The following is a 24,002-nucleotide window of genomic DNA, read 5'->3' on the forward strand; positions in this document are numbered from 1 at the left end:
CATAAATAGGCGATAACGTAGCATAAATGCCAAACATGCGCTGTCCGAAGGGTTCTGCCTAGGGGCTATTTACTCTTTGTTGCTCGGTTTTTACTTAGCCCACTAGGTTACAAACCTCGCGCCGCGATTAAATAGCCCCTAGGTTGAACAAATTTTAATCCTGAAAGCTCAACAGGTCCTAGTTTAACTTTGGTTTAATTAAATTTAGTTAGCTTCTTGAGGTTGTTGTGCTGTTGCAGGCGCAACAGCTGTAGGCGCAGTAACAGTAAATGAATTCATTTGAACTTCAAACTGCTCCATACCTTTTTCGCCTTTCCACATACGAACCAGCATGTAATCCATTTCTGGCGCAAACCATGCAATTGCTTGGCGTTTATCGTTATCGTATAAACGCTTCACTTTAATGGCTTCTATATTACCGATAGGTAGAGAGATCATCTCTTTTTCAACAACTTCAAAGTTGTAGTCGCGGCGGCTACCTTTTTTGTCTATAAGCGGGAATGAAAAGCTCGTTTCGCCTTTTTTCAACCCTTCGCGCACTTGCACTTGGTATGAAATAGCATCCTGAAATTCATCAGTCCATTCGCACTTAAGTGGGTATTCGCTAGCGCTGCTAGTCACTACTTTGTTTGTTGTATCAAAATCAATTTTATAATCTTTATCTGGGCCTGTCCCTGTACGAATCATGTTGTAATGATGCGGGGTAACCTTGCCATCTTTAAAGGTAAACTTTGATGTTTCTTCACGAGAGTCAGAGAAAATCATCCACTCAATATTGCTGTGGTATGTAAGTTCATAAGTATCGTCGCCCGTTTTTTTGAGCTCACGAACAGCCTCACCATGATTTTTACCTTTGCGTAAAATATCGTAGTTAGCTTGATATTGGGTCAATTCGCCTGCAATTAGGCTAGTTGGAAGTAAAGCGCCCGCACATAACAACAGGGCACTTATTTTTTTATTGTGGGTAGTGCGCGCCGTGTGCAGGAAGTTGTTTTTTGTCAAGAACTGCATAATCTGCTTCCATAGTAAGTCTGTGTTCACTGAACCACTTGACCACCAAAGGATAAATTACATGCTCTTGCTCATGCACGCGTTTTGCTAATGTTTCTGCTGTATCATCCTTGAGTACAGGTATTTGCGCCTGAAGAATAACGGGACCGCCGTCTAACTCTTCAGTAACAAAGTGAACACTTACGCCATGAACATTATCTTTTGCATCAATTGCTCTTTGGTGGGTATTCAGCCCCTGATACTTAGGCAACAAAGATGGATGAATGTTCAACATTTTTCCAACATATTTTTGCACTAAGCTAGGAGTAAGAATACGCATAAATCCAGCTAATACAACTAGATTTGGCATAAAAGAGTCGATAACGTTCATTAATTGCGCATCGTACGCTTCGCGCGAGTCAAAATCTTTATGACTGAGCACTTTTGTAGCAATACCTGCTTGTTTTGCACGTTCTAGGCCATAAGCGTCTGCTTTATTACTAATAACAGCCGCTATATGTCCGTTTATCTCGCCACGTTCGCAGGCATCTATAATGGCTTGTAAATTAGAGCCACTACCTGAGATTAAAACTACCAGACGAGTCGGTGCCATTACTTAGCACCACCTACAATTTCAACTTGCTCTTCGCCAGCTGCTGCATCTTGAATTTCACCAAGGTGCCATGCATTTTCGCCCAAGTCTTTTAGCATTGTTAAGCTTTGCTCAAGTTTGTCTGCAGGGACTACTAAAACCATGCCTACACCACAGTTAAATGTACGGTACATTTCGTGTGTAGTAATGTTGCCGTTTTCTTGTAACCAATTAAAAATTGGTGGCCACTGCCAGCTATCACCTTTAACTACAGCTTTTGCTGAAGCGGGTAATACGCGTGGAATGTTTTCCCAAAAACCGCCGCCAGTAATATGCGAAAGCGCATGTACGTCAACGTTTTTGAATAACTCAAGTAAAGGTTTTACGTAAATACGCGTAGGCTCAAGTAGAGTTTCGCCTAATGTTTTACCTTCAAAGTCAGCGCTGGTATCAGCTTTTGACACTTCAAGTACTTTACGAATTAAAGAAAAGCCATTTGAATGAGGACCGCTTGAAGCAAGTGCAATAAGCTGATCGCCTGCTGCTACTTTTGTGCCATCAATAATTTTTGATTTTTCTACAACGCCTGTACAAAAGCCTGCCATGTCGTAGTCTTCACCATCATACATACCTGGCATTTCAGCTGTTTCGCCACCAATTAGGGCACAACCTGAAATTTCACAACCTTTGCCAATGCCTGTCACTACGTCAGCTGCTGTGTCTACATCTAGTTTACCCGTTGCATAGTAATCTAGAAAAAACAGGGGTTCAGCACCTTGAACAATTAAGTCGTTTACACACATTGCAACTAAATCAATACCAACCGTATCGTGTTTTTTTAAGTCGATTGCTAAACGTAGTTTAGTACCAACGCCATCTGTGCCTGCAACTAATACTGGTTGCTTGTAACCTTCAGGAATTTCACAAAGTGCGCCAAAACCACCAATTCCGCCCATTACTTCAGGACGACGAGTTTTTTTAACTACGCCTTTAATACGCTCAACAAGTGCATTACCAGCGTCGATATCTACGCCCGCGTCTTTATAGCTTAGAGACTGTTTTTGTTCGCTCACAGGTTTTCCTCAAAATAGTTGTTTTGGGTTGCTTAGAAACGCGCGTATTTTACAACAATTGCAAGGTCGCGGCTAGCGCAAATGTAATTTTGAAATAATAAACAAGGACACTTGTCCGCTGCTTGTTGTTTAAATAAACAAAAAAACGCCCGCAGGCGTTTTTTTAGTATTTAAGGCGTTAAATTAACCGCTATGCTTTTGCAGTTAATATTGCTCTAAGTGGAGCAGGGTAGCCTTCAATTGTTTTACTTGTGTCGTTTGGATCTAAAAAGTCGATTAGCGATTCGTTTTCCATCCAATCGGTTTTGCGTTGTTCTTCAAGCGTGGTAATAGCGCAATCTTTTATTTGCACATCTTTAAAGCCAACGCGTTCCATCCACAGTTTTAATGCTGCAGTACTTGGAATAAACCAAACGTTGCGCATTTTAGCGTAGCGATCAGTTGGGACTAATACTGTGTTTTCATCGCCTTCAATTACTAGGGTTTCAAGTACGAGTTCGCCGCCTGGGCGAAGCTGCGCCTTTAATTGTGCTAAAAAGTCGATAGGTGAGCGACGATGATAAAGTACGCCCATCGAAAAAACCGTATCAAACGCTTTAAGCTCGGGTAATGCTTCAACACCTAGTGGCAGTAAATGCACGTTTTCATCTGGGTTGTAGTGTTTAATTGCCTGAAACTGACATAAAAATAAATCAGACGGATCAATACCCACGACAAACTCTGCGCCTTCACCACGCATACGCCATAAATGATACCCTGAGCCACAACCAATATCTAAAACAGTGCGGCCTTTTAATGGCTCAATATGAGGAAGCAGGCGGTCCCACTTCCAATCACTGCGCCACTCTGTATCTATTTCAATACCGTGCACATTAAATGGGCCTTTGCGCCATGGCATCATGCGTTTTAATAAATGCATGGCTTGCTTTTGCTCGCCATCACTCATCTCCCCTGGCGCGCCAATTTCTACCTTAGTAGAAATATCAACATGCGAAGTTGTCACCTCAGGCAAGTTTTTAAGTACTTTTTGCCATTTAGGCAAATCACCATGGCTTGCCTCGTTTTGCCAATGCTTTAATTGTGCAGGCAGGGTTTCTAGCCAGTGGCTAAGTGGGCTTTGTGCAATAGATGCGTAAAATTGGTTAAACCATTGAGACATAAGTCACTCTCTTTATTTAATTGCTACCATTGAGCAAAAATTAAAACATTGATACCACACTTGAGTTTGGCTAAAACCAATATCTTGTAAGCGAGTAAAGTGAGCGCTTAGTGTATCTGGGCGCATAACGTTTTCGATGGCGGTACGCTTTTGGCTTATTTCAAGCTCAGAGTAACCATTGTGTCGTTTAAAGTCGTGGTGCAAATCAATCAATAAATTGTCGCATTGCTCATTTTCAGCTTTAATTTTTTCGCTTAGCAGCAATACACCACCAGGTTTTAAATTAGCATATATTTTTTCAAGCACAGCTTGGCGCTGCGCGTGCGGAATAAACTGCAACGTAAAATTCATTGCTACTACCGAGGCGTTTTGAATTTCAAGCTCGTTAATATCGCCTAAAGTAACAGTAACAGGCACATCTGATTTAAAACCTTGTAAATGTACCTTACAACGTTCAACCATTGCTTGAGAGTTATCTACCGCTATTATATGGCAGTTATCGGTACGAATATTACGGCGCATACTAAGTGTTACGGCGCCCAGTGAGCAGCCTAAATCATAAAGATTTGAGTTACTTTGCGCATATTCACCGGCGAGTTTACCCATTGTACTGACAATAGTTGCATAGCCCGGTACTGAGCGTTGAATCATATCGGGAAATACTTCGACTACATTTTGGTCAAAGCTAAAGTCTTTTACTTGTTGCTCAGAGGCATAAATACTGTCTTTTATGGTCACGAAAGCAGTCTCTTTTAAAATAATAGTGTTATTTTAACATTTTATACTGGATAGTCAGTGATAAATTCAGTAGCTTGACTAGAATTATGAATAATAAGCACAAAAAGAGATTATTAAATGAGTAAAAGTAAGGTTATTAGTACCGACGATATTTTAGCAACCCTGTGTCATTCTGTAACAGGCGTACTTACCTCAGCCAGCGGCAACAGCATTAGCTATTCTGCAATGGTACAAAAAATAACGCGAACATGTATGCGCCCAGATATTGGTTGCTTTGTTTTGTTTGATGGTGGCTTTACCGGGTTGGTAATTACTAACTTCACCTCGCAAGCAGCAATGGAAATTTATGGCGATTATATGCGTAATATGGGGATGCCAGAAGAAGAAATAGCGCATAGCCATTTATCAGACGATGTGTCTAACGTATTAGGTGAGTTAATGAACCAAATTGTTGGCGACTTTACATCTAAAGTACGCGAACAATTACACACTTCTATTACGCAAAATCAGCCAAAAATGATGGCAATTAACAAACAAGTGCAAATATCGGTAGATACCACGATGGATCGCCCACAAGCACGTCGCGTAACATTTACTACCAGTAAGCAAAATATCTTTTACCTAGAACTTGCTATGGATAAAACTGAGTTTATTAAACTGCATGATTTTGACATTGTAGAAGCTATAGACCCTGATGACATTATCGAAAATGAAGCCAAACAACAAGCTGAAAAATCTAAAGCAGCTGCGTCTTCTGGACAAGATGACGACGATGACGACTTCATGGCAGGCTTAGGGCTTTAAGTTTATTTATATAGGTTGGGTTGAGTGAAACGAAACCCAACGACTGCGCTATCAACTCTTCGCTATCAGCTTTTAGTAGGTTGATACGACCCATAAAAACGCGATTTGATATCGCGTTTTTTATTAACCAAAATATAAATTCTCTTTAGTATTAGTAAGGATATTTTAAATGACTGATACGGAAAACGGTGATTGCAAGCTTACAAAAGAAGTTGGGAGGTTTGTAAAGTCGCACATAATACCGAAATCCCTAACTAGGCCAAACATTTCAGGGAATAAATTTATTGAAAAGAAAGTGACTAATCGCGGACCCTTTTATGGCAAAGCAGGTGATAGCTGGTATGACCCAAATATAGTGACCCAAAAAGGTGAAGATATTTTAGCGTATTTAGATACCTTAGCTATTGAGGAGCTTCGAGGTTTAGGTTTGGTTTGGTCTAGTCATTTATTTAAAGCAAACTCTGCCAAACAGCTAAATAGCCTCAGACTAGTAAAATTTCAAAGACCCAAATTAATTAGAAAATACTTTCTTAGCCTTTTGTGGAGAGCTGCAGTAACAAAAATTCGGCATTTAGTGAAGTTAATTTAAATGCAAAAAACATTGAACTTCTTAGACAGATTATAGTTGGTGAGAAGGAAGATAATAGAGCTATTTTTCCAATTAGCTTGGTTCAGTTATCTACAAAAGGTCATACAGTCAATTTAGCACCATTTAAGCACAAGATGGATATTAATGGAGGTGAGAATATATATCGCTTCTATCATGATGGACTTGTTATTCATATGTATATTGATGATCCGCGGTTGTCTGTTTTAAAATCTTCGGTTGATTATAATCACCCTATGTTCGTTGGATTGGATATAACTATTATTAACCAAATCAATTATGAAAATTCATTTCAATATCAAAATACTTTGAAACATACAAAAGAATATTTCAATCACTTTCCTAGCCAACGTCCAGCTAAAGCATCTAAGAGTACTCATAAATAAGGATTCTCTCCCATCGCCACTACCACACAAAATATCCTTAAATCTAATTCCAATTGGTGGTAACTCGGCTCCATGTGGCAGCAAAGTTGGTAAAAGCCTTTGTTATGGTCTTTTTCTTTAAAGTGGGCGAGCTCATGTACCACTAACGCTTTTAATAATGGCTCGGGGGCGCGCAGCAAGTCGCTATTTATGGCTAAATCGTGCTTTCGGGTTTTGCCTTGCATTCGATACGTATGTGTACCCAGTGCGTTGGTGACCATATCGCCTTGCTTTTTAAATGCTGCGCGCCCAAACGGTGGTGCATTTTTTAAATACTGTTTTTTAAGCTCGGTTGCATAGCTATAAAGTAGTTTATCGCTGGTAATAGTGTGTGCTTGCGGATACTTTTTAAGTAAGTAGTCACATACCTTTTTGTTATTTATAAGGCTTAATACTTGCTCAACAATGTTAGCTGGGTAGCCGGTAAAGTAACGTGCGTATTCACTCATTATTGTTTCTCTGTCGTTTTACTTTTAAAAAAGTGCTTGCTGGTGGGCTTCTTTTTCGCCAGTAAATGGGTTTAATGCTTTGTGATCATAACCAAGGTCTTTGCAAAACTGCCTTGCTAATAATGGCGCTTCTCGGTTATCTGCCGTATGAAAAAACACATAGGGCGTTTTTCCTTCATCAAGCCATTGTTTTACTTTACTTAGCCACGGTTTATAAAAGGGTTTATAGTCGTTTTGTAAATCGGCTATTACAAAGCGCGCCATAGGCTCTGAGCCAGTAGCTATTGCATGTACCGGTAAGTGGGGCTTTTTTTGCTGTGCATCTATTAGCGCTTCGGTTGTTGGTTTTACCGCAAATAGGGCGCGAGTATCCATCGATATACGATTTATGTTGTTTGCCATTAATAATTGGTTAAGCGCTATTTCGGCTTCACCCTTTTGAAAAAACGCAGTATGACGTACCTCTACACCGTAATTAACCTCTTTTGGTAATAGGCTAATAAATTGTGCGAGTTTGGGTAAGTCACCAGGGCCAAATGCTTTAGGTAATTGCAGCATGATTTGCCCGGTTTTTTCTAAAATAGGGGAGAACAAGTTAAGCCAATCAGTGAGCTCGGTTTGAACATTAGTTAGGTGCAGCTCGTGGCTAAAGCGACGATTAAACTTAAACGTAAATTTAAAATCGTCGGGTACGCTGTTTGCCCAGCGCAATACGGTGCTTGGCGAAGGGTCAGCGTAAAAGCTGGTATTGCCTTCAACAGAGTTAAAGTGTTGGGCGTATTGGCTAAGCATATCGGCGTTTTTACATTGGCTTGAAAATAAATTGCCTTTCCATGCATTACTCGACCACTGCGGGCATCCAATATATAACATACAAACTAGCGCCTTATTATAAAGTGGCGATAGTGTAGCAAATAACAAAACGAGCTGCTGTAAATTCAGGGGCAAAAGCGGCACACGCCCTAGCATCTTAATACTACTTGGGTATAATGCAGGGCTTAATTTGATTATTTTTAGATTGCTAGCGGCTTTATTTGTATTGTGGTGACCTGTTTTTTAAATCACACGCCTTAAAACAAATAAATATAACCGTTTAAGCCTTTTATCTGACAGGAAAACTATGCGCTCTATATATTGCGGACAGCTAAATAAAACTCACGTAGATCAAGAAGTTGAACTATGTGGCTGGATCAACAAACGACGTGACCTTGGTGGACTTATCTTTGTCGATTTACGCGATAGAGAAGGTTTAGTACAAGTTGTATTCGACTCTGACATTGAAGAGTTAATGAGTTCAGCTAATACACTTCGCCAAGAATTTTGTGTTCAGCTAAAAGGTACTGTACGTGCACGCCCTGATAGCCAAGTAAATAAAGATATGGCAACAGGTGAAATAGAAGTTTTAGGTACTGAGCTTACAATTATTAACCGCTCTGAACCGCTTCCACTTGATTTTAACCAAGTAAACTCAGAAGAACGTCGTTTAAAATACCGTTACTTAGACCTACGTCGTCTAGAAATGAGTGACCGTATTAAATTACGTGCTAAAGCAAGCAGCTTTGTTCGTCGCTTTTTAGATGAAAACGGCTTTTTAGACATCGAAACACCTGTACTTACTAAAGCAACGCCAGAAGGCGCACGCGATTACTTAGTGCCAAGCCGCGTTCATAAAGGTAGTTTTTACGCTTTACCACAGTCTCCACAGTTATTTAAGCAATTGTTGATGATGTCGGGTTTTGACCGTTACTACCAAATTGTTAAATGTTTCCGTGATGAAGATTTACGTGCCGATCGTCAACCAGAATTTACCCAAATAGATATAGAAACCTCGTTCATGAGCTCTGATCAAGTACGTGGTATGACTGAAAAAATGATCCGCGAGATGTGGCAAACTTTGTTAAACGTTGATTTAGGCGACTTTCCAATCATGCCTTACAGCGAGGCAATGAGTCTTTACGGTTCTGATAAGCCAGATTTACGTAACCCAATGAAATTAGTTGATGTTGCAGATTTAGTTAAAGACGTAGAGTTTAATGTTTTCTCAGGTCCAGCTAACGACGAAAAAGGTCGTGTTGCTGTATTAACTGTACCGGGTGGCGCTAAGCTTTCTCGTAAACAGCTTGACGATTACACTAAGTTTATTGGTATTTACGGCGCTAAAGGCATGGCGTGGATGAAAGTAAACGACCACACTGCAGGCGCTGAAGGCGTTCAATCACCAGTGGCTAAGTTTTTAAGCGAAGACGTAATTACTAAATTACTTGAGCGTACTAATGCTCAGTCTGGCGATATCATTTTATTTGGTGCCGATAAGCGCAACACAGTAAATGAAGCAATGGGCGCACTGCGCGTTAAGATTGGTGTTGACTTAGAAATCACTAACCTTGATAGCTGGGCACCACTTTGGGTTGTAGACTTCCCAATGTTTGAAGAAGATGACGAGGGCACATTACATGCTGTGCATCATCCATTCACTGCACCAAAAGATATTACTGCAAGTGAGCTTGAAGCAAACCCTGCTGCGGCTATTTCAGATGCCTACGATATGGTATTAAACGGCTACGAAGTGGGTGGCGGTTCGGTACGTATTCATAATGCAGATATGCAAGAAACTGCATTTAGAATTTTAGGTATTAACGAGCAAGAGCAACAAGACAAGTTTGGCTTTTTACTTGACGCACTTAAATACGGTACACCACCACATGCTGGTTTAGCATTTGGTCTTGACCGTTTAGCAATGCTTTTATGTGGTACCGATAACATTCGTGACGTTATTGCTTTCCCTAAAACAACACAAGCGTCGTGTTTATTAACTAACGCGCCTAGTAAGCCTAATATGGATTCGTTAGCTGAGCTTGCAATTAGTGTTGTTGAAAAAGCGATACCTAGCGAAGAGTAATTTTTATTTAGCTTATTGAGCTAAATTTAAAAACCCTTAAGTTATATGCTTAAGGGTTTTTTTGTGGTTAAATTTACAGCAGAGTGTATTTTAACCGAACAGACGAAAAAGGAATTATTATGTCGATCAATGCAACCTTATTTGGTGAGTTCTTAGTTTTTTTTATTGTGCTGAGTATTCCTATTTTTGCTGTAATTAGCTACAAAATAGGTAAGCGTAAAAGTACTATGCCGGGGGTTTTAGCTTTTGTGGGTGGCTGTTTAGCGCTATTTCCACTATTTGCTTTGATTTTTATTGCAGTGCTTGCGCTTAAAAAAGATTTACCTAAAAATAGCGTCTATGCCCATTAAAAACTAGGTTAATAGTGTCAATTTCAAATAATAATCACTACTTCGACGAGCAATTTAATGCTTTGCAGCACGAAGAGCAACTAACTGAAAATTCTGAGTTTGAAGAGTGCACATTTACCGATTGCGACTTTTCAGGCGGGCAGTTTAAAAATTGCCGGTTTATAGAATGCAGTTTTAAAAACTGTAATTTATCGTCACTTAAATGGAACTACAGTTCACTTGAAAATGTAACTTTTAGCCACTGTAAATTAAATAGTCTGCAATGGACTGACGTGGATTGGCCAGCGCTTAGTATTAACGCACCGGTGAGTTTTAATTATTGCGAGCTCAGTAATAGTTCTTTTTTTGAATTAACCCTCAAAGCCCTCAAACTAACACACTGCTTTGCCAAAAATGTTGATTTTAGACATGCAGATTTAAGCGGTAGTGAATTTACAGGAACAGATTTTCGCGATAGTGAGTTTTTTCAAACTAACTTAACAAAATGTGATTTTGTAGGTGCTACAGCATTTAATATAGATTTAAATAATAATATTTTAGCGAATGCTAAGTTTGATCGCTTCGAAGCACTAAATTTGCTTACCAGCCTTAATATAGAACTATGTGATTAATTTAGTTTAATATGATTACATATCTAGAAGCGACAGCTTGGCTGGGCTTCTAGACACTGCGCGACTGCGTAATTAACGGCTAGGGCCATTTTTATTACGTGCACTGGCAAGCTGTCTTGCGATTTCTAATAACGCAGGTGAAATATCTTCAGCGCCATCTTTAATTAGTTTTGTAACGTCACCTGACGAAAACAAACCGTCACGTGGTGATTTAATACCTAACTCACGAACAAAATCCTTCGTTTTACCTGTGCTGCCTGTTTCAATAAACTTAAAAATAATACGTTCATTGTTGTTTTTAGCAGGGGTTTTTAGTGTTTCGATTTCGTCATGTATTGCCGTTAGTTTGTCTTCTAAAATTTCTATACGTTCTTGAATGCTATTGTATGATTTCATTTATTGGATCTTTTACTAAATATATTTAAACAATGGCGACTATTATCGCATAGTTTGACAATAGAGAATGCAAACCTATAAAGTAAAAATTATTTTTAATTAAAAACAATAATTTATATAAGTTTAAATATGCAAAAAACACTTAAAAAGCTTTTTATGTTAAGCGCACTAGCTCTAAGTGCATCAGTTATAAGCACATCAGAAATAAGCGCAACAAGCTATGCAAACGATGGCGTTATAACTGATGAAAGCCGTAATCGCACTATTCCTATCAATATCACACTACCAAGTAACAATGCTAAGTGCACTGAACAAGTAAAATGCCCTGTAGCGTTCATTAACGCAGGTTATGGGATTAGCCATAACAAGTATACGTTTGCCAGTAATGCGTTTAATCAGCGTGGATATTTAACAATAGCCGTTGCACATGAACTAAAAAGCGACCCTGACCTTAATCGTGAGCAGCCTTACTTAACAACTCGCATGGAAAACTGGCATCGTGGCGTAGTAACGCTTAAGTTTTTAGTTAATGAGCTAGCGAGTAAATACCCAGCGTACGACTTTACAAAACTCACCTTATTTGGGCACTCAAACGGCGGTGATATTTCCGCATTATATGGCTCTATTTACCCCAATGAAGTTAGCACTATTATTACGCTCGATCATCGCCGCATGTTGATCCCACGCAATAAAAATATACGCGTACTTACACTTCGCGGTAGTGATTACCCAGCTGATGCGAATGTGCTGTTAAACGATTCAGAGCTGGATAAGTTTCCTGTTACGCAAATAATGATAGAAAAATCGCGTCATAACGATATGTACGATGGCGGGCCAAAATGGCTGGTGGATAGAATGAGTAAAGAAGTAGAGAGATTTTTAGATAGTAAAAGTTAGGTATATAAAAGTTAAATCATAGCGCAGTGTTACCTGCGCTATATTAATTTTACGGCAGTTATTCTACCAGTTCACTAACAATAACCGGGTTATTATGTAGTGTTTTATGCACTGGGCATTTGTCGGCTATTTCGAGTAAACGCTGACGCTCTGGCTCAGTTAAGTCGCCACGTAAAGTGATTTTACGAGTAATGGCTTCAAGGTTACCGGTTTGCTCACAATCGTCGCAATCTTTGTTGTAATCGCGAGTGTGATCAAGCTCTACTTTAACATGCTCCAGTGGTAAGTTTTTACGTGTAGCGTACATGCGTAGTGTCATTGCCGTACAGGCACCAAGCCCCGCTAATAAATGATGATACGGATCTGGGCCTAAGTTTTTACCGCCTACTTTTATTGGCTCATCTGCAAGCCAAGTATGATCTTTTGTACTTACGTGCTGAGTAAATACATGGTCTTTTTCTTCAACAAGTACATTTCCACCCGTTAAACTTGCCGTGTATTTAGTTTTGTCGTACTTAACATAACGGTTTGCCCACGTTGCAATTATTTGTGCAGCGTAGTCGGCATCGTTTTTATTTGTTAAAAGGTGATCGGCGTTATCTAGGCTAATAAAGCTTTTAGGATGCTTAGCTGATGCATAAATTTTTTCAGCTTCACTAATATTTACAGTCGCATCAATAGGGGAGTGCATTACTAATAATGCGCGCTTAAGTTTACTAATATGGCTTTTATCGTACTTGGCTATATCGTCAATAAATTGCTTTTTAATGGTAAATTCACGACCAGCTAAGTTAACTTTAGCTTCACCTGCTGCGTTAATTTCATCAAGGTGTGCTTCAAAGTTATGCGCTACGTGCTGCGCGTCTGACGGTGCGCCAATGGTTGTAATAGCCGATACTTCAGGAATATGCTCAGCAGCAGCAAGAACGGCTGCCCCGCCTAAACTGTGGCCAATGAGTAGTTGCGGCGGAGCAAAATGCTCACGTAAATGATTTGCCGCAGATACTAAATCTTGAATGTTTGATGAAAAGTTACTGTTAGCAAAGTCGCCATCACTATTACCTAAACCGGTAAAGTCGAAACGTAGTACGGCGATACCTTGTTGTGTGAGTGCACGGCTAATCCGTGTAGCTGCTGCAATGTCTTTACCGCATGTGAAGCAGTGTGCAAATAGCGCGTAAAACTTAACGTCACCAGAGGGAAGTTCAAGTTGGCCGGCAAGTTCTAAATCGCCGCTTTTAAAAGATACTTTTTGTCGCATGGGGAGCCTTATTTACACAAATAAAATATATTCTAATAGTAGACCAGAGATAGTTACTAAACCTTGCAAATTCAACGTTTTTTTATAAGTTGATCTTGATCAAGCAAAGTGACGGTGACCATGTCTTGAGGACATATGTCCTTATGTTTTTGAGGTCATTTGTCTATCCTCACACAGCGCTATAATGAAGGCTTTGCTACTTTATATAAGTAATTTAGCACTATTAAAAGCAACTCACTTCACACAACCTATTCACTGGAACGTACAATGCAATTACCTACTGTTGATTATAAAGCTCCCGATGCGGCTGCACAATTTGTTGAATCGTTAAGAAATACTGGATTTGGCGTTTTAAAAAACCACCCAATCCCACAGTCTTTAGTTGAGTCTATTTACAAAAATTGGCAAGACTTTTTTAACTCAGAGCAAAAGCACGACTTTTTATTCTCTAAAGAAACTCAAGACGGTTACTTTCCGCCTTCAGTATCAGAAGTAGCTAAAGGCTTTACAATAAAAGACATTAAAGAGTACTTTCATGTGTACCCTAAAGGTCGCGTTCCTGCCCAGCTTGAAGCTGATGTACGTCAATACTACCGTTTAGCAAGTGAATTTGCTGGCACATTGTTAAGCTGGGTTCAGGCTGAAGCACCAGCTGATGTACGTGCTAAGTTTTCAATTGATTTAAAAGACATGATTGTCGATTCTGAGCAAACATTGTTACGTATCCTACATTATCCACCAATGACGGGTGATGAAGAGCCTGGTGCTATTCGCGCAGCAGCCCATGGCGATATTAATTTATTGACTGTATTACCAGCTTCTAATGAGCCTGGTTTACAAGTTCAAAAAACAGATGGCGGTTGGTTAGACGTGCCATGTGATTTTGGCAGCTTAATTATTAATATCGGCGACATGCTACAAGAAGCGTCGGGCGGGTATTTCCCATCGACAATTCACCGTGTAATTAACCCAACGGGTAAAGCATCTACTAAATCGCGTATTTCATTACCGTTATTTTTACACCCGCATCCAGATGTTGTGCTTTCAGAGCGCTACACGGCAGATAGCTACTTGCAAGAACGTTTGCGTGAGTTAGGTGTTAAGTAACTCTAATACTTAGAGTAATTAAGTATAAACAAAAAACGGCCTATGGCCGTTTTTTGCATTTTTAAGCAACTTGATCACAGGTTTAATTTTAATAAACTATGCTCAATTGCCTGCAACGTAAATAATGGCATGCATTCTTAGCTACTACAGGTATAATGCGCGCAACTGGCTAACGTAGCCTAATTTAAAAGAGAGTTTATATGAGTTTTGAAGGTTTAGGTTTATCACAGTCTTTGGTTAATGCGGTTTTAGAAAAGGGCTATGAAACGCCAACGCCGATTCAGGCTCAAGCAATTCCTGCAATTATTGAACGCCGTGACGTTATGGCAGCAGCACAAACAGGTACAGGTAAAACAGCGGGTTTTACATTACCACTTATTGAGCGCTTGTCGTCGGGCCCTAAAGCTAAAAGTAATCACGTACGTGCGCTTATTTTAACGCCTACACGTGAACTTGCTTTGCAAGTAAGTGAAAACGTTGAAGAGTACGCTAAGCATTCTGATGTGAGCTCATTTGTAGTTTACGGTGGCGTTAAAATTAACCCACAAATGCAGCGTCTTCGTAAAGGTGTTGATATTTTAGTAGCAACGCCGGGTCGTTTAATCGACTTACATAATCAAAATGCAGTTAAATTTGATAGCGTTGAAGTGCTTGTACTCGATGAAGCTGACCGCATGTTAGACATGGGCTTTATTCACGACATTAAACGCTTAATTGCTAAAATGCCTGCTAAACGTCAAAATTTGATGTTTTCGGCTACATTTTCTGACGAAATTCGTGCATTAGCAAAAGGGTTAATTAATGACCCAGTTGAAATTTCAGTTGCTGCAAAAAATACCACAGCGAAAAGTGTTACTCAGTGCGTTTACGCGGTAGATAAAACACGTAAAACAGCATTGCTAAGCCACTTGATTCGCACTAACGATTGGCAACAAGTATTAGTGTTTAGCCGTACAAAGCACGGTGCTAATCGCTTAGTTAAACAACTTGAACGCGATGACATTGTAGGTGCGGCTATCCATGGTAATAAATCACAAGGCGCTCGCGTTAAAGCGCTTGATGGTTTTAAAAGTGGTGAAGTACGCGTACTAGTAGCAACAGACATTGTTGCACGTGGTTTAGACATTGTTGAATTACCGCATGTTGTTAACTACGATTTGCCAAACGTATATGAAGATTATGTTCATCGTATTGGCCGTACAGGCCGTGCTGGTGCATCGGGTCATGCGATTTCGTTTGTAACAACAGAGGATGCTGTTGATTTATACGGTATTGAACGCTTTATTGGTGAGCTTATCCCACGTGCTGAAGAAGACGGTTTTGAGCCTATTAACCCAGTAGCTGAACGCGCATTAGATGCTCGCCCTCTACCGGCTAAAAAGCCTAAGAAAAAGCAGCCTTTTAATAAGCCTAAATCTGATAGCAGCAAGCCTAACAGTAAAAAGCCGAACAATGGTGGAAATGGTACCGGCCCACGCCGTGGTGGTTCTAAAAAGCCAGCAGCTAAAACAGATGACAGCGCGCAAAACCCATGGGCAAAGCGTGAATCTGTTGGCGGTAATGGCCAACGCCGTCGTCGCACAAATAATGATTAATTGCAATTGCGTTTAGTAAAACGCAATAGCAAAAAACGCGCTTACTTTTACAGGTAGCGCGTTTTTAGCGATTAAATTAGCTTAATAAAGTATAAGGTGGTAACACCAATAAAGAGTGTGACGATGACGCTTAATAAAGTACCTAGCATGACGTATTCGCTTTGCCCTTTACCTTCATTATGTTTTAAGTCCCCGAATCTAAAAATAGACTTTGCAGCTATCAGAAAGCCAATGCCAGAGTATTCTCCAATGAGGATAAAACTAAGAATTAGCACTCTTTCAAGTAGTCCTAAGTAATGACCAGACTTTGCAATACTTTTTCTTGAGGCTTTAAAGTTTCCTGTTATTTTATCTAGGATGAGACCAATTAATAAAGAACTTGGTTTTAAAACTAATAGGTATGAGCAGATAAAAATTAATGTATCGATAGCAACGAGTTCTTGCCACATTAAGACATAAAACTCATTTTTATCTGCAAGCCACACGACAAGTACTAATATTACAATAAGGTGTGTTATCTGGTCGACTAAAAAAGGTACCACGCCTTTATTTGAATATGACTTGGCTAGATCAATAAAATAATGGGTCAACATAATAGTGAGGGTTGCCAAAAACACTCTTGCAAATTCTTGCCAGCCGTAAGTATATTCCCACATTGTAAGCACCGTTAATGATGTCAGGCCGTGTATTACTGCGTGGACGTAGAGTTTTTTCGCACGAAAATGGTGTTTGTTTCTGTCGTGTACCCAGCTCATTGGTTGCCAATAAAAGTCAGCAAGCAAATGGCCTAGTATTAAAGCGGTGAGTAATAAAGTAAAACTGCTCATAGCAATCCTTTGAGTGTTGTTTGGCTGTAGTTTACAAAGCGATCAATGAGACGATAATGGGCTAGGTTTAGTAACTTAGTGACATTCTCTCTGCTAGTGATGAGCTCTATGGCAAGCTCTGCATGGTTGTTATTTTCTGCGGTTAGATAATAAAACAGTGCATTAGCTTGCTTTTGGCTCATTTTTTGAAGCAATATGTCGATCAAAGCGATATTAAGTGTAAAGCCTTCCTCGATGGCTTTGTTTTCAAGGTTTAGGACTAAGCGTTGCTGGCCCATGGCATCTAAACCACGGCCAGATAATGTATAAGCACTGCCTGTGGCTGTTTTTATATCAGCGCGAGGATTGTCGAGTGAGCCTATAGCAAGGCTTTGCCGCAGTTCGTAATTTGCTGCTTTCAATTGTAAATACAATAAGATTGCGGCTTGACACACTTGCTCAGGCTCTTGTAGCTGTAGTTGTAACGCATCACCACGGTAAATGCTAAAGCTTGCATTAAAACGTTTGGCGATAAAGCGCAAGCTTTGATCAAGCTGATAAAGCATTGCATCGTATTCTTGTTGTGGAATATTTTGTGATTTAATTAAGTCTCCAGTGATGACCGCAATTCTCACAACTTAAATCCTTTATATTTTTGAACTATTAAACTTTGTATTCTTTTTTATGCTAAATTATAGCAAAACGAATATAAAGTAAATTATGGCAGCATTAGATAAGCCAAAAGTAGGTATTTTTGTCGATGTACAAAATATTTATTACACGTGCCGCGAAAGCTACGGAAAAAATTTTGATTACAATGCGTTTTGGCGGGTAATGCGGGCGCAATACAATATTGAATGTGCTTTTGCGTATGCTATTTATCGAGGAGATGAAAAGCAAAATCAGTTTCAAAATATTTTGCGTGCGATTGGTTTTGAGGTAAAGCTAAAGCCATTTATTCAACGCCGTGATGGAAGTGCTAAAGGCGATTGGGATGTAGGCATAACAATAGACATGTTAGAGCAGGGTAAAAATCTTGATAAAGTTATTTTGCTCTCTGGCGATGGTGACTTTGCTTTGTTACTTGGGCATTTAAAAAATCAATATAATGTACCGTGCGATGTATACGGTGCTGACAGGTTAACTGCTGAGGTATTAAAACAAAGCGCAGAGCAATTTCATTTAATTGATAATACTTTGCTACTTTAACAGTAAAAAATAGTTAAAAAAGTGCAAGCTAAGTGTCTGCAACATGAGAGATTTTAATACAAAGCCGTAATAGATGAATTAAGCCTTATATAGGCTTTTTTTATTACTATAATCAATTGGGTTTGCTAAATGATTATGGTAATTTTAAAGCATAACGAGTTACCAAGGACTTACATGCTTCATTACAGCAACATGCCACTAGATAGAGGTTCAAATTTTCGTAAAGACCCATCGTGGCTTAAAGCGCAAATGTCGGCGCAAAGTAAATGGGTTTTAGTTAAAAATAATCAAACCCTATTTATTAAAGATACCCCTAAAGTAAGCTATTTAACGTATCAGCAAGTGGCGCATTTAGATTTAACGAGTGCTATTTTTGTTGGTTTAAACAATGCTAAACATGGTGTGTTTGCATTGGATGTTTCTGATCTGGATGAAAGCGTACTTTCGCCTTTAATAGAGGGCGCTCAGTTTTTTGATATTCGCCAATATGGGCCTCAAGTAACCATTAAATATGCCTCAATAGCCGCCCTTGCGAGAGGGTTATGTTATTGGCACGCCACGCACCGTTTTTGTGGGCGCTGCGGTAGTAAAAACCGTTCAGTGGAAGCAGGGCATTCTCGTATATGTGAAAACGAAAACTGTAAGCATCCTACATTCCCGCGTACCGATCCTGCGGTAATTATGGTCGTTACTAAAGTCTTTGCTGACGGAGTAGAACGCTGTTTATTAGGTCGCCAAGCGGCGTGGCCCACTGGTATGTATTCGTCGCTTGCTGGATTTGTAGACCCAGGGGAGACACTGGAACAAGCTGTTGCGCGTGAAGTTAAAGAAGAGGCAGGCATAGAGGTTGGAAACGTACGTTATGTTGCATCTCAGCCATGGCCGTTCCCATCGTCAATTATGCTAGGTTTTTTTGCACAGGCGACATCTGAGCAAATTAACGTAGATAAAGAAGAGCTAGACGATGCAAAATGGTTTAGCCGTGAAGACTTAGCGCAATTTGGTAATTGGCACGAAGAAGGGGATCATTTAAAGCTGCCTAGAACCGATTCTATCTCTCGTTATTTAATTGAGCATTGGCGCACAAACCCTTAAGGATTAACAATGTCGAGTAAAAGTAATAAAAACACTCAGCTGGTATCATCAGGGCGAAAAAAAGCCTATACACATGGCGTAGTAAATCCCGTTGTACAGCGTGCATCTACCATTGTATTTGATACTGTAGCCGATTTAAAAGAAGCAGCTAAAACCCGTGGCGATAAAACGTTATTTTATGGGCGCCGAGGAACAACAACACACTTTGCACTACAAGAAGCGATTACAGAACTTGAAGGCGGCGAAGGCTGTGCACTATACCCTTGTGGCGCAGCGGCGATTAGCCAAGTATTTTTATCGTTTTTAAAAACCGGTGATCATATTTTAATGGTTGATAACGTGTACGAACCAACTCGCGATTTTTGCGATAAAATTTTAGTGGGACTGGGCATTACAACAACCTACTACCCGCCAACTATTGGCGCAGGTATTAAAGATTACATTCAGCCAAATACCAAAGTGTTGTTTTTAGAATCTCCAGGTTCTATTACGATGGAAGTGCAAGATGTACCCGCTATGGTAAAAGTAGCCAATGAGCATAATGTAATGACCATGCTTGATAACACCTACGGAAATGGCTTGCATTATCGCCCGTTAGAGCACGGTGTTGATATTAGTATTCAAGCTGCAACAAAGTATATTGTTGGCCATTCAGACGTGATGATGGGGGTGGCTGTTGCTAATAAAAAGTATTGGCCAACCTTGCGCGAAAACTCATACTTATTAGGGCAATGTACCAGTGCCGATGATGCGTATTTAGCACTTAGAGGGCTGCGTACAATGGGTGTGCGTTTAAATCAACATGAAAAAGCAGCAATAGAAGTAGCTAAATGGCTTGAGCAACATGAGCTTGTTGATCATATTCGACACCCTGCATTTGAAAGCTGCCCAGGGCATGAGTTCTTTAAACGTGACTTTGATGGCAGTAATGGGTTGTTTTCATTTGTTATGAAAACCGGCAATCAAAAAGCGATTGATGCATTTTTAGATAGCCTTGAGCATATTAAAATGGGTTTTTCGTGGGGCGGTTTTGAAAGCTTAGTAACGGCTAATTTAACTATGAAAGGGCTGCGCTCAAATACAGGCTGGGATTTAGGGCCGGTTATTCGCCTGCACATAGGCCTTGAAGATGTTGAAGATTTAATTAGCGATTTAAGCCAAGCACTTGAGGTTTATAAGCAGTATTTATAATTTATATCGCAATTTATGTTGTTACATTTAAATGTATTGTTACAAAGCTCACCACAGGTGAGCTTTTTTTTGCTGGTAATTCAAGGTGTTTACACTTAGTGTGGATAAATACACAGAAAATAAAAAGTCATTAAGGATAGTCAATGGCAACACCATTACCGATAAACGTAGGGCGATTAACGCAAATAGCGGGATTTGAGCTTGTACGTATGTTTTTAACTAAACGTGGACTTATTGCATTAGCTGCCTTTGCATTGGTGTGGCTAATAATACTGCGCTACCCAATAGGGCAGGCAGTAGGCATTGTAAGTGCGCCCGATTTTGAGCAAATAGCCCGTGATATATCAGGTTCTATTGGTTTAAGTAAATTATTGGATTGGCCTGAGGCCGAATTTGCTATGTACTGGTTAATAGCCCTGTATAGCTTTCCTGTTTTTGGTTTATTTATTTGTAGCGACCAAACGGTAGGCGACAGAGAGCGCGGCACACTAAGGTTTTTATCACTGCGCTCCACTCGCTTTGAAATACTGTTTGGCCGTTTTTTAGGGCAGCTAGGAGTATTAGCCTGCTTAGTGGGTATAACGCTTGTGGCTACGCTCGCGGTACTAGGGTTTAGAGATCCTAGTTTACTGGCTGGTGGTTTTGCTCGTGCGCTTTCTATCTTTTTAATATTAGTGATTACTCTGTGCCCATTTGTAGCACTTATGACGTTAATTAATACCTTTGCTCGCTCATCGCGTTTATCTATTGTATTGGCAATTTTATATTTTGCAGCAGGCGGTATTGTTGTGGGAATACTACAATGGCAAATACCCGCATTAGGCTTGCTTGATTATTTATTTCCGGGTGTGCAAATAGAGCTATTAGCGGGGCAAAATTTACCATTATTGAGCGCTGTGGCTATTCCCCTTGTGCAAACTGCAGTGCTACTAAGCGTTGCTCAACGTATTTTTGCAAGGAGCTCACTATGAGACCATTAATTACAGCTAGCGGTTTGAGTAAATCGTATGGTGCAAAACTTGCGCTTAATAATGTGGACTTTGAAATTAACAAAGGCGCGCCAGTGGCGCTTGTTGGGCCAAATGGTGCGGGTAAAACTACCTTATTTAGTTTGTTGTGCGGCTATATAGCACCAAGTAAAGGCAGCCTTGAAATATTAGGGCATAAACCTGGTAGTGCTGCTTTATTTAATAAAGTAAGTGCATTACCGCAAGACGCACAACTTGACCCCCGCTTTAACATAGACAAGCAACTCGCCTTTTATGCAAAGCTACAAGGTATGGGGGCAAAGCAAAGCCAAACTGAGGCGCTACGTGTACTTGATTTGGTTGGCTTAAAAGAAATTGCAAAGCAGCGTGCAGGGGACTTATCGCACGGTATGCGCAAGCGCGTTACGATAGCGCAAGCACTTATTGGCGCGCCACAAATTGTAATGCTTGATGAAGCAACCGCAGGGCTTGATCCGATTCATGCCAGAGAAGTACGTGAGCTTGTATCTGAATTAAGTGAGCAGGCTACATTTATTTTAAGCTCTCACGATTTAACAGAGCTTGAGCGACTATGCTCACAGGTACTTCATTTAGATAAAGGCGTACTAAGCGAACATCAAACAAAAACTAATAATACAGATAAACACTTTTATACATTAATGCTAAGCGAGGCTTATCAAAATGTTGAGCAACAGCTTCAAGCAATTGCAGGTGTGAGTCGTGTGTATATGAGCCAACATAAAGAATATGTAGTTGAGTATCAGCCAACGAGCGATCCACTTGATATTGCACTACTGAATTTTTGTCATCAACAACACTGGCAGTACAGGCAGTTAGTTAATGGTCATACATTAGAGAATCAAATATTTAAACAGGAGAAAGTATAATGGGTTTACTTAGCGGACTTATGGGTAATGCAAGTGAAGTTGACGATTCTGATTTAGAAAAAATCCTCGCCAATACATTAATTGACGGCGAGCAAGTAGAAAAAGCATATAAAGTAGTACGTGATATGTTTATTTTTACTAATAAGCGCTTAATTTTAATTGATAAGCAAGGTATGACCGGCTCTAAAATGGAAATGGTGAGCATTGCTTACTCTAAAATAACTAAGTTTAGTAAAGAAAGTGCAGGCCATTTTGACTTAGATGCCGAGCTAAAAATATGGGTTGGCTCTGATCCTACACCAATTAGTAAAGAATTTAAGTCTGGCGATAACATTAATGATGTTTATCGAATTATTAGTCAACATGCACTTTAGGTACAAATTGCATTGTATTTATTGGCTTTTTCATTGATGCATATTTTAAGTAGTTGTTGACTAAATGTAGCAACTACTCTAAGTTAACATTTAGTAACAATAATTTATAATTTATCTAATAAATACAGGTGGTTAGTTGAGCTGCCGTTCAGTTTTGATTCAGTTTTTAGGCGCTAGGATGTGCCCCGACTTTAGCAACACAGCTAGAGCGTAAAAAGTAATATACATAGGGAAATTAAAAATGAAAAAGTTAGCCGTTATTATTTCGAGCATTTTATTATCAAGCGCTGCAACCACTGCAATGGCCGCAGATACTTACCAATCAATCAGCCATGTAGGATACATGGACACTGATGGTAATGACACGGTGAGCGTTGACTCAACTTATTATTTTTCTCCAAAAGCGACTTTAGGTCCTTACGATCAATTTGAGTACATCAATAAGCAAACAAATGTTTATGGTGCATACAGTGATAATGACTTTGGAGATGTTACTCGCGTTGGCGGTGAGTATTTTGTAGAAGATTTTGTATTAGGTGCACAGTACAATAATATCGATAGTGATTTTGGCTCAAGCACGGATGTAATTGAACTTTCTGCTGGTTACTTCTTTAATCCAAACCTTGTACTAAAAGCAACGTTTGTAGATTTCGAAGATGCTGACAATCATTTTATGTTTGACTTAGCATATAACCACGAATTAAACAGCACTGATTACATCGGCTTTACAGTAACATCAGATGATGAGTTTGATTACCGTGCAGTAGCAGCAAAGTACTTTGTTGATTTACAACAAGGTAACTACTTAACTGTTGAAGGTAAATTTGAAGATGTTGATGGCGGTTCAAGTAACTGGGAATTAGCATCTAACTACTATTTCAGCAAAGCAACATCGGTTTTTGTTACAGTTAATAAAAATGATGATTACACTCTTGGTGCTCAACACTTTTTCAACAACAATGTTGGTTTAGAAGTAGGTTATGGCAATAACTGGGATGATTCTGATTATGATGCTTACTTTGCAAATGTAAGCTTACAGTTCTAATTCAGCTGTAAATTAGTAATATAATACTAAAAGCCCGCTCAATTGAGCGGGCTTTTGCGTTTAGCACTATTTATCAGCGGCAGTTACGGCCTTCATTTTGCTTCGCGTGTACTTCTTTTGAGTTTTTCAAGTTTGCGTATATTCATACCAATTCCAATAAATAGCTGATCTATTTTACTTGCTAAAAACAACCCATTTCTTTGTTGTAAATTTCGCAAAGGGAACAACCATTTACATCAATTTACGCCTAGAACTGAATTATTTTTCGGCGTAAAATTTAGATCACATACTTAATGGAATTGGTATCGCACTGCACGGTTCAGTTCTTTTTCTGTTTTTTATTATAAATGCATTTGCATCTTAAGCAGTTACGGCTTTTTAATTTGTGTTGAATCTCTCGTATCTATGATATTCCTTAATTTATTATTTAACCTGAACTCTGGTTAAGAGATT

At 39.5% G+C, this 24,002-nt stretch carries 27 protein-coding genes; 16 read left to right on the forward strand and 11 right to left on the reverse strand.

Going from position 1 to position 24,002, the window contains the following annotated elements; genetic code table 11:
• Positions 1-204 precede the first annotated feature (204 nt).
• The 5 genes from DO88_RS02835 to cmoA all read right to left on the reverse strand — a co-directional run bounded on the left by DO88_RS02835 (position 205) and on the right by cmoA (position 4,552).
• A complete protein-coding gene (locus tag DO88_RS02835) occupies positions 205-939 on the reverse strand; it encodes a DUF3108 domain-containing protein (protein ID WP_033040710.1) in 735 nt (244 codons plus the stop codon).
• 16 nt (positions 940-955) lie between these two features.
• The gene (purN, locus tag DO88_RS02830) at positions 956-1,603 is read right to left on the reverse strand and encodes a phosphoribosylglycinamide formyltransferase (RefSeq protein ID WP_033028281.1); all 648 of its coding nucleotides are present in this window, start codon (positions 1,601-1,603) and stop codon (positions 956-958) included.
• Positions 1,603-2,655 (reverse strand): phosphoribosylformylglycinamidine cyclo-ligase, encoded by a 1,053-nt coding sequence (gene purM, locus DO88_RS02825; RefSeq protein WP_002959993.1) that lies wholly within the window; start codon positions 2,653-2,655, stop codon positions 1,603-1,605. Before purM ends, purN begins: the two co-directional genes overlap by 1 nt.
• A gap of 190 nt (positions 2,656-2,845) precedes the next feature.
• A complete protein-coding gene (gene cmoB, locus DO88_RS02820; RefSeq protein WP_033040712.1) occupies positions 2,846-3,814 on the reverse strand; it encodes a tRNA 5-methoxyuridine(34)/uridine 5-oxyacetic acid(34) synthase CmoB in 969 nt (322 codons plus the stop codon).
• Positions 3,815-3,826: 12 nt separating this feature from the next.
• A complete protein-coding gene (gene cmoA / locus DO88_RS02815) occupies positions 3,827-4,552 on the reverse strand; it encodes a carboxy-S-adenosyl-L-methionine synthase CmoA (protein ID WP_007378000.1) in 726 nt (241 codons plus the stop codon).
• Between the two features lie 117 nt (positions 4,553-4,669).
• Here cmoA and DO88_RS02810 point away from each other — a divergent pair, with 117 nt between their 5' ends.
• The 3 genes from DO88_RS02810 to DO88_RS02800 all read left to right on the forward strand — a co-directional run bounded on the left by DO88_RS02810 (position 4,670) and on the right by DO88_RS02800 (position 6,349).
• The gene (locus tag DO88_RS02810) at positions 4,670-5,356 is read left to right on the forward strand and encodes a DUF3334 family protein (RefSeq protein WP_008139103.1); all 687 of its coding nucleotides are present in this window, start codon (positions 4,670-4,672) and stop codon (positions 5,354-5,356) included.
• A 169-nt stretch (positions 5,357-5,525) separates the two neighbouring features.
• Positions 5,526-5,945, forward strand: a complete 420-nt coding sequence (locus DO88_RS02805; RefSeq protein ID WP_033040713.1) for a hypothetical protein — start codon at positions 5,526-5,528, stop codon at positions 5,943-5,945.
• Entirely contained in the window at positions 5,897-6,349 is a 453-nt protein-coding gene (locus DO88_RS02800; RefSeq protein ID WP_033040714.1) for a hypothetical protein, read from the forward strand. Before DO88_RS02805 ends, DO88_RS02800 begins: the two co-directional genes overlap by 49 nt.
• Here DO88_RS02800 and DO88_RS02795 read toward each other — a convergent pair.
• Positions 6,340-6,837, reverse strand: a complete 498-nt coding sequence (locus DO88_RS02795) for a M48 metallopeptidase family protein (RefSeq protein WP_033040716.1) — start codon at positions 6,835-6,837, stop codon at positions 6,340-6,342. The two genes, DO88_RS02800 and DO88_RS02795, sit on opposite strands and share 10 nt — an antisense overlap.
• A 24-nt stretch (positions 6,838-6,861) precedes the next feature.
• Positions 6,862-7,710, reverse strand: coding sequence for a DUF72 domain-containing protein (locus DO88_RS02790; protein WP_002959975.1), 849 nt, complete (start codon positions 7,708-7,710; stop codon positions 6,862-6,864).
• Positions 7,711-7,957: 247 nt separating this feature from the next.
• Between DO88_RS02790 and aspS the strand changes: the two genes are divergently transcribed.
• The 3 genes from aspS to DO88_RS02775 all read left to right on the forward strand — a co-directional run bounded on the left by aspS (position 7,958) and on the right by DO88_RS02775 (position 10,697).
• Positions 7,958-9,736 carry an aspartate--tRNA ligase gene (gene aspS, locus DO88_RS02785; protein WP_002959974.1) on the forward strand — a complete coding sequence of 593 codons (1,779 nt, stop codon included), beginning with the start codon at positions 7,958-7,960 and terminating at the stop codon, positions 9,734-9,736.
• 119 nt (positions 9,737-9,855) lie between these two features.
• On the forward strand, positions 9,856-10,086 hold the full coding sequence (locus DO88_RS02780; RefSeq protein ID WP_002959972.1) for a hypothetical protein: 231 nt from the start codon (positions 9,856-9,858) through the stop codon (positions 10,084-10,086).
• 14 nt (positions 10,087-10,100) lie between these two features.
• A complete protein-coding gene (locus tag DO88_RS02775; protein WP_050482467.1) occupies positions 10,101-10,697 on the forward strand; it encodes a pentapeptide repeat-containing protein in 597 nt (198 codons plus the stop codon).
• 72 nt (positions 10,698-10,769) lie between these two features.
• Here DO88_RS02775 and DO88_RS02770 read toward each other — a convergent pair whose 3' ends face one another.
• Positions 10,770-11,093, reverse strand: a complete 324-nt coding sequence (locus DO88_RS02770; RefSeq protein ID WP_002959968.1) for a hypothetical protein — start codon at positions 11,091-11,093, stop codon at positions 10,770-10,772.
• A gap of 129 nt (positions 11,094-11,222) precedes the next feature.
• Here DO88_RS02770 and DO88_RS02765 point away from each other — a divergent pair, with 129 nt between their 5' ends.
• Positions 11,223-11,990: an alpha/beta hydrolase gene (locus tag DO88_RS02765; RefSeq protein ID WP_033040719.1), complete on the forward strand. Its 768-nt coding sequence runs from the start codon at positions 11,223-11,225 to the stop codon at positions 11,988-11,990.
• A 58-nt stretch (positions 11,991-12,048) separates the two neighbouring features.
• Here DO88_RS02765 and DO88_RS02760 read toward each other — a convergent pair whose 3' ends face one another.
• Positions 12,049-13,251 (reverse strand): bifunctional alpha/beta hydrolase/OsmC family protein, encoded by a 1,203-nt coding sequence (locus DO88_RS02760; RefSeq protein ID WP_033040721.1) that lies wholly within the window; start codon positions 13,249-13,251, stop codon positions 12,049-12,051.
• Positions 13,252-13,518: 267 nt separating this feature from the next.
• On the opposite strand from DO88_RS02760, the gene DO88_RS02755 reads away from it, so the two are divergent.
• On the forward strand, positions 13,519-14,358 hold the full coding sequence (locus DO88_RS02755) for an isopenicillin N synthase family dioxygenase (RefSeq protein ID WP_033040722.1): 840 nt from the start codon (positions 13,519-13,521) through the stop codon (positions 14,356-14,358).
• 200 nt (positions 14,359-14,558) lie between these two features.
• Positions 14,559-15,953, forward strand: coding sequence for a DEAD/DEAH box helicase (locus DO88_RS02750; protein WP_008172585.1), 1,395 nt, complete (start codon positions 14,559-14,561; stop codon positions 15,951-15,953).
• A 71-nt stretch (positions 15,954-16,024) separates the two neighbouring features.
• Here the strand turns inward: DO88_RS02750 and DO88_RS02745 are convergent, their stop codons facing one another.
• Both DO88_RS02745 and DO88_RS02740 read right to left on the reverse strand, forming a co-directional pair.
• A complete protein-coding gene (locus tag DO88_RS02745; RefSeq protein ID WP_007377986.1) occupies positions 16,025-16,780 on the reverse strand; it encodes a DUF3307 domain-containing protein in 756 nt (251 codons plus the stop codon).
• Positions 16,777-17,394: a hypothetical protein gene (locus DO88_RS02740; protein ID WP_007377985.1), complete on the reverse strand. Its 618-nt coding sequence runs from the start codon at positions 17,392-17,394 to the stop codon at positions 16,777-16,779. The genes DO88_RS02745 and DO88_RS02740 overlap by 4 nt, the downstream gene beginning before the upstream one ends.
• Before the next feature lie 85 nt (positions 17,395-17,479).
• On the opposite strand from DO88_RS02740, the gene DO88_RS02735 reads away from it, so the two are divergent.
• The 7 genes from DO88_RS02735 (at position 17,480) to DO88_RS02705 (ending at position 23,549) form a co-directional block, all read left to right on the forward strand.
• On the forward strand, positions 17,480-17,968 hold the full coding sequence (locus DO88_RS02735; protein ID WP_007377984.1) for a LabA-like NYN domain-containing protein: 489 nt from the start codon (positions 17,480-17,482) through the stop codon (positions 17,966-17,968).
• Between the two features lie 174 nt (positions 17,969-18,142).
• Positions 18,143-19,063 carry an NAD(+) diphosphatase gene (gene nudC / locus DO88_RS02730; RefSeq protein WP_033040723.1) on the forward strand — a complete coding sequence of 307 codons (921 nt, stop codon included), beginning with the start codon at positions 18,143-18,145 and terminating at the stop codon, positions 19,061-19,063.
• Positions 19,064-19,072: 9 nt separating this feature from the next.
• Entirely contained in the window at positions 19,073-20,254 is a 1,182-nt protein-coding gene (locus DO88_RS02725) for a cystathionine beta-lyase (RefSeq protein WP_008139073.1), read from the forward strand.
• Positions 20,255-20,397: 143 nt separating this feature from the next.
• Positions 20,398-21,225: an ABC transporter permease gene (locus tag DO88_RS02720; RefSeq protein WP_008139071.1), complete on the forward strand. Its 828-nt coding sequence runs from the start codon at positions 20,398-20,400 to the stop codon at positions 21,223-21,225.
• The gene (locus DO88_RS02715; RefSeq protein ID WP_007377980.1) at positions 21,222-22,130 is read left to right on the forward strand and encodes an ABC transporter ATP-binding protein; all 909 of its coding nucleotides are present in this window, start codon (positions 21,222-21,224) and stop codon (positions 22,128-22,130) included. Before DO88_RS02720 ends, DO88_RS02715 begins: the two co-directional genes overlap by 4 nt.
• Entirely contained in the window at positions 22,130-22,504 is a 375-nt protein-coding gene (locus DO88_RS02710) for a PH domain-containing protein (RefSeq protein ID WP_007377979.1), read from the forward strand. Before DO88_RS02715 ends, DO88_RS02710 begins: the two co-directional genes overlap by 1 nt.
• Before the next feature lie 241 nt (positions 22,505-22,745).
• Positions 22,746-23,549, forward strand: coding sequence for a putative porin (locus DO88_RS02705; protein ID WP_007377978.1), 804 nt, complete (start codon positions 22,746-22,748; stop codon positions 23,547-23,549).
• The last annotated feature ends 453 nt before the right edge of the window (positions 23,550-24,002 follow it).

Source organism: Pseudoalteromonas sp. S3431 (assembly GCF_000690035.1).
GTDB classification, from domain to species: Bacteria; Pseudomonadota; Gammaproteobacteria; order Enterobacterales; family Alteromonadaceae; genus Pseudoalteromonas; species Pseudoalteromonas fuliginea.

What these genes read in the sequence shown, in the direction of transcription:
- DO88_RS02745 (WP_007377986.1), bottom strand. Translation starts at nt 16,780, where the DNA reads ATGAGCAGTTTTACTTTATTACTCACCGCTTTAATACTAGGCCATTTG.
- DO88_RS02755 (WP_033040722.1), top strand. Translation starts at nt 13,519, where the DNA reads ATGCAATTACCTACTGTTGATTATAAAGCTCCCGATGCGGCTGCACAA.
- DO88_RS02780 (WP_002959972.1), top strand. Translation starts at nt 9,856, where the DNA reads ATGTCGATCAATGCAACCTTATTTGGTGAGTTCTTAGTTTTTTTTATT.
- DO88_RS02810 (WP_008139103.1), top strand. Translation starts at nt 4,670, where the DNA reads ATGAGTAAAAGTAAGGTTATTAGTACCGACGATATTTTAGCAACCCTG.
- DO88_RS02720 (WP_008139071.1), top strand. Translation starts at nt 20,398, where the DNA reads ATGGCAACACCATTACCGATAAACGTAGGGCGATTAACGCAAATAGCG.
- nudC (WP_033040723.1), top strand. Translation starts at nt 18,143, where the DNA reads ATGCTTCATTACAGCAACATGCCACTAGATAGAGGTTCAAATTTTCGT.
- DO88_RS02770 (WP_002959968.1), bottom strand. Translation starts at nt 11,093, where the DNA reads ATGAAATCATACAATAGCATTCAAGAACGTATAGAAATTTTAGAAGAC.
- DO88_RS02760 (WP_033040721.1), bottom strand. Translation starts at nt 13,251, where the DNA reads ATGCGACAAAAAGTATCTTTTAAAAGCGGCGATTTAGAACTTGCCGGC.
- DO88_RS02715 (WP_007377980.1), top strand. Translation starts at nt 21,222, where the DNA reads ATGAGACCATTAATTACAGCTAGCGGTTTGAGTAAATCGTATGGTGCA.
- purN (WP_033028281.1), bottom strand. Translation starts at nt 1,603, where the DNA reads ATGGCACCGACTCGTCTGGTAGTTTTAATCTCAGGTAGTGGCTCTAAT.
- DO88_RS02750 (WP_008172585.1), top strand. Translation starts at nt 14,559, where the DNA reads ATGAGTTTTGAAGGTTTAGGTTTATCACAGTCTTTGGTTAATGCGGTT.
- DO88_RS02705 (WP_007377978.1), top strand. Translation starts at nt 22,746, where the DNA reads ATGAAAAAGTTAGCCGTTATTATTTCGAGCATTTTATTATCAAGCGCT.
- DO88_RS02765 (WP_033040719.1), top strand. Translation starts at nt 11,223, where the DNA reads ATGCAAAAAACACTTAAAAAGCTTTTTATGTTAAGCGCACTAGCTCTA.
- aspS (WP_002959974.1), top strand. Translation starts at nt 7,958, where the DNA reads ATGCGCTCTATATATTGCGGACAGCTAAATAAAACTCACGTAGATCAA.
- DO88_RS02735 (WP_007377984.1), top strand. Translation starts at nt 17,480, where the DNA reads ATGGCAGCATTAGATAAGCCAAAAGTAGGTATTTTTGTCGATGTACAA.
- DO88_RS02790 (WP_002959975.1), bottom strand. Translation starts at nt 7,710, where the DNA reads ATGTTATATATTGGATGCCCGCAGTGGTCGAGTAATGCATGGAAAGGC.
- cmoB (WP_033040712.1), bottom strand. Translation starts at nt 3,814, where the DNA reads ATGTCTCAATGGTTTAACCAATTTTACGCATCTATTGCACAAAGCCCA.
- DO88_RS02805 (WP_033040713.1), top strand. Translation starts at nt 5,526, where the DNA reads ATGACTGATACGGAAAACGGTGATTGCAAGCTTACAAAAGAAGTTGGG.
- DO88_RS02710 (WP_007377979.1), top strand. Translation starts at nt 22,130, where the DNA reads ATGGGTTTACTTAGCGGACTTATGGGTAATGCAAGTGAAGTTGACGAT.
- DO88_RS02725 (WP_008139073.1), top strand. Translation starts at nt 19,073, where the DNA reads ATGTCGAGTAAAAGTAATAAAAACACTCAGCTGGTATCATCAGGGCGA.
- DO88_RS02795 (WP_033040716.1), bottom strand. Translation starts at nt 6,837, where the DNA reads ATGAGTGAATACGCACGTTACTTTACCGGCTACCCAGCTAACATTGTT.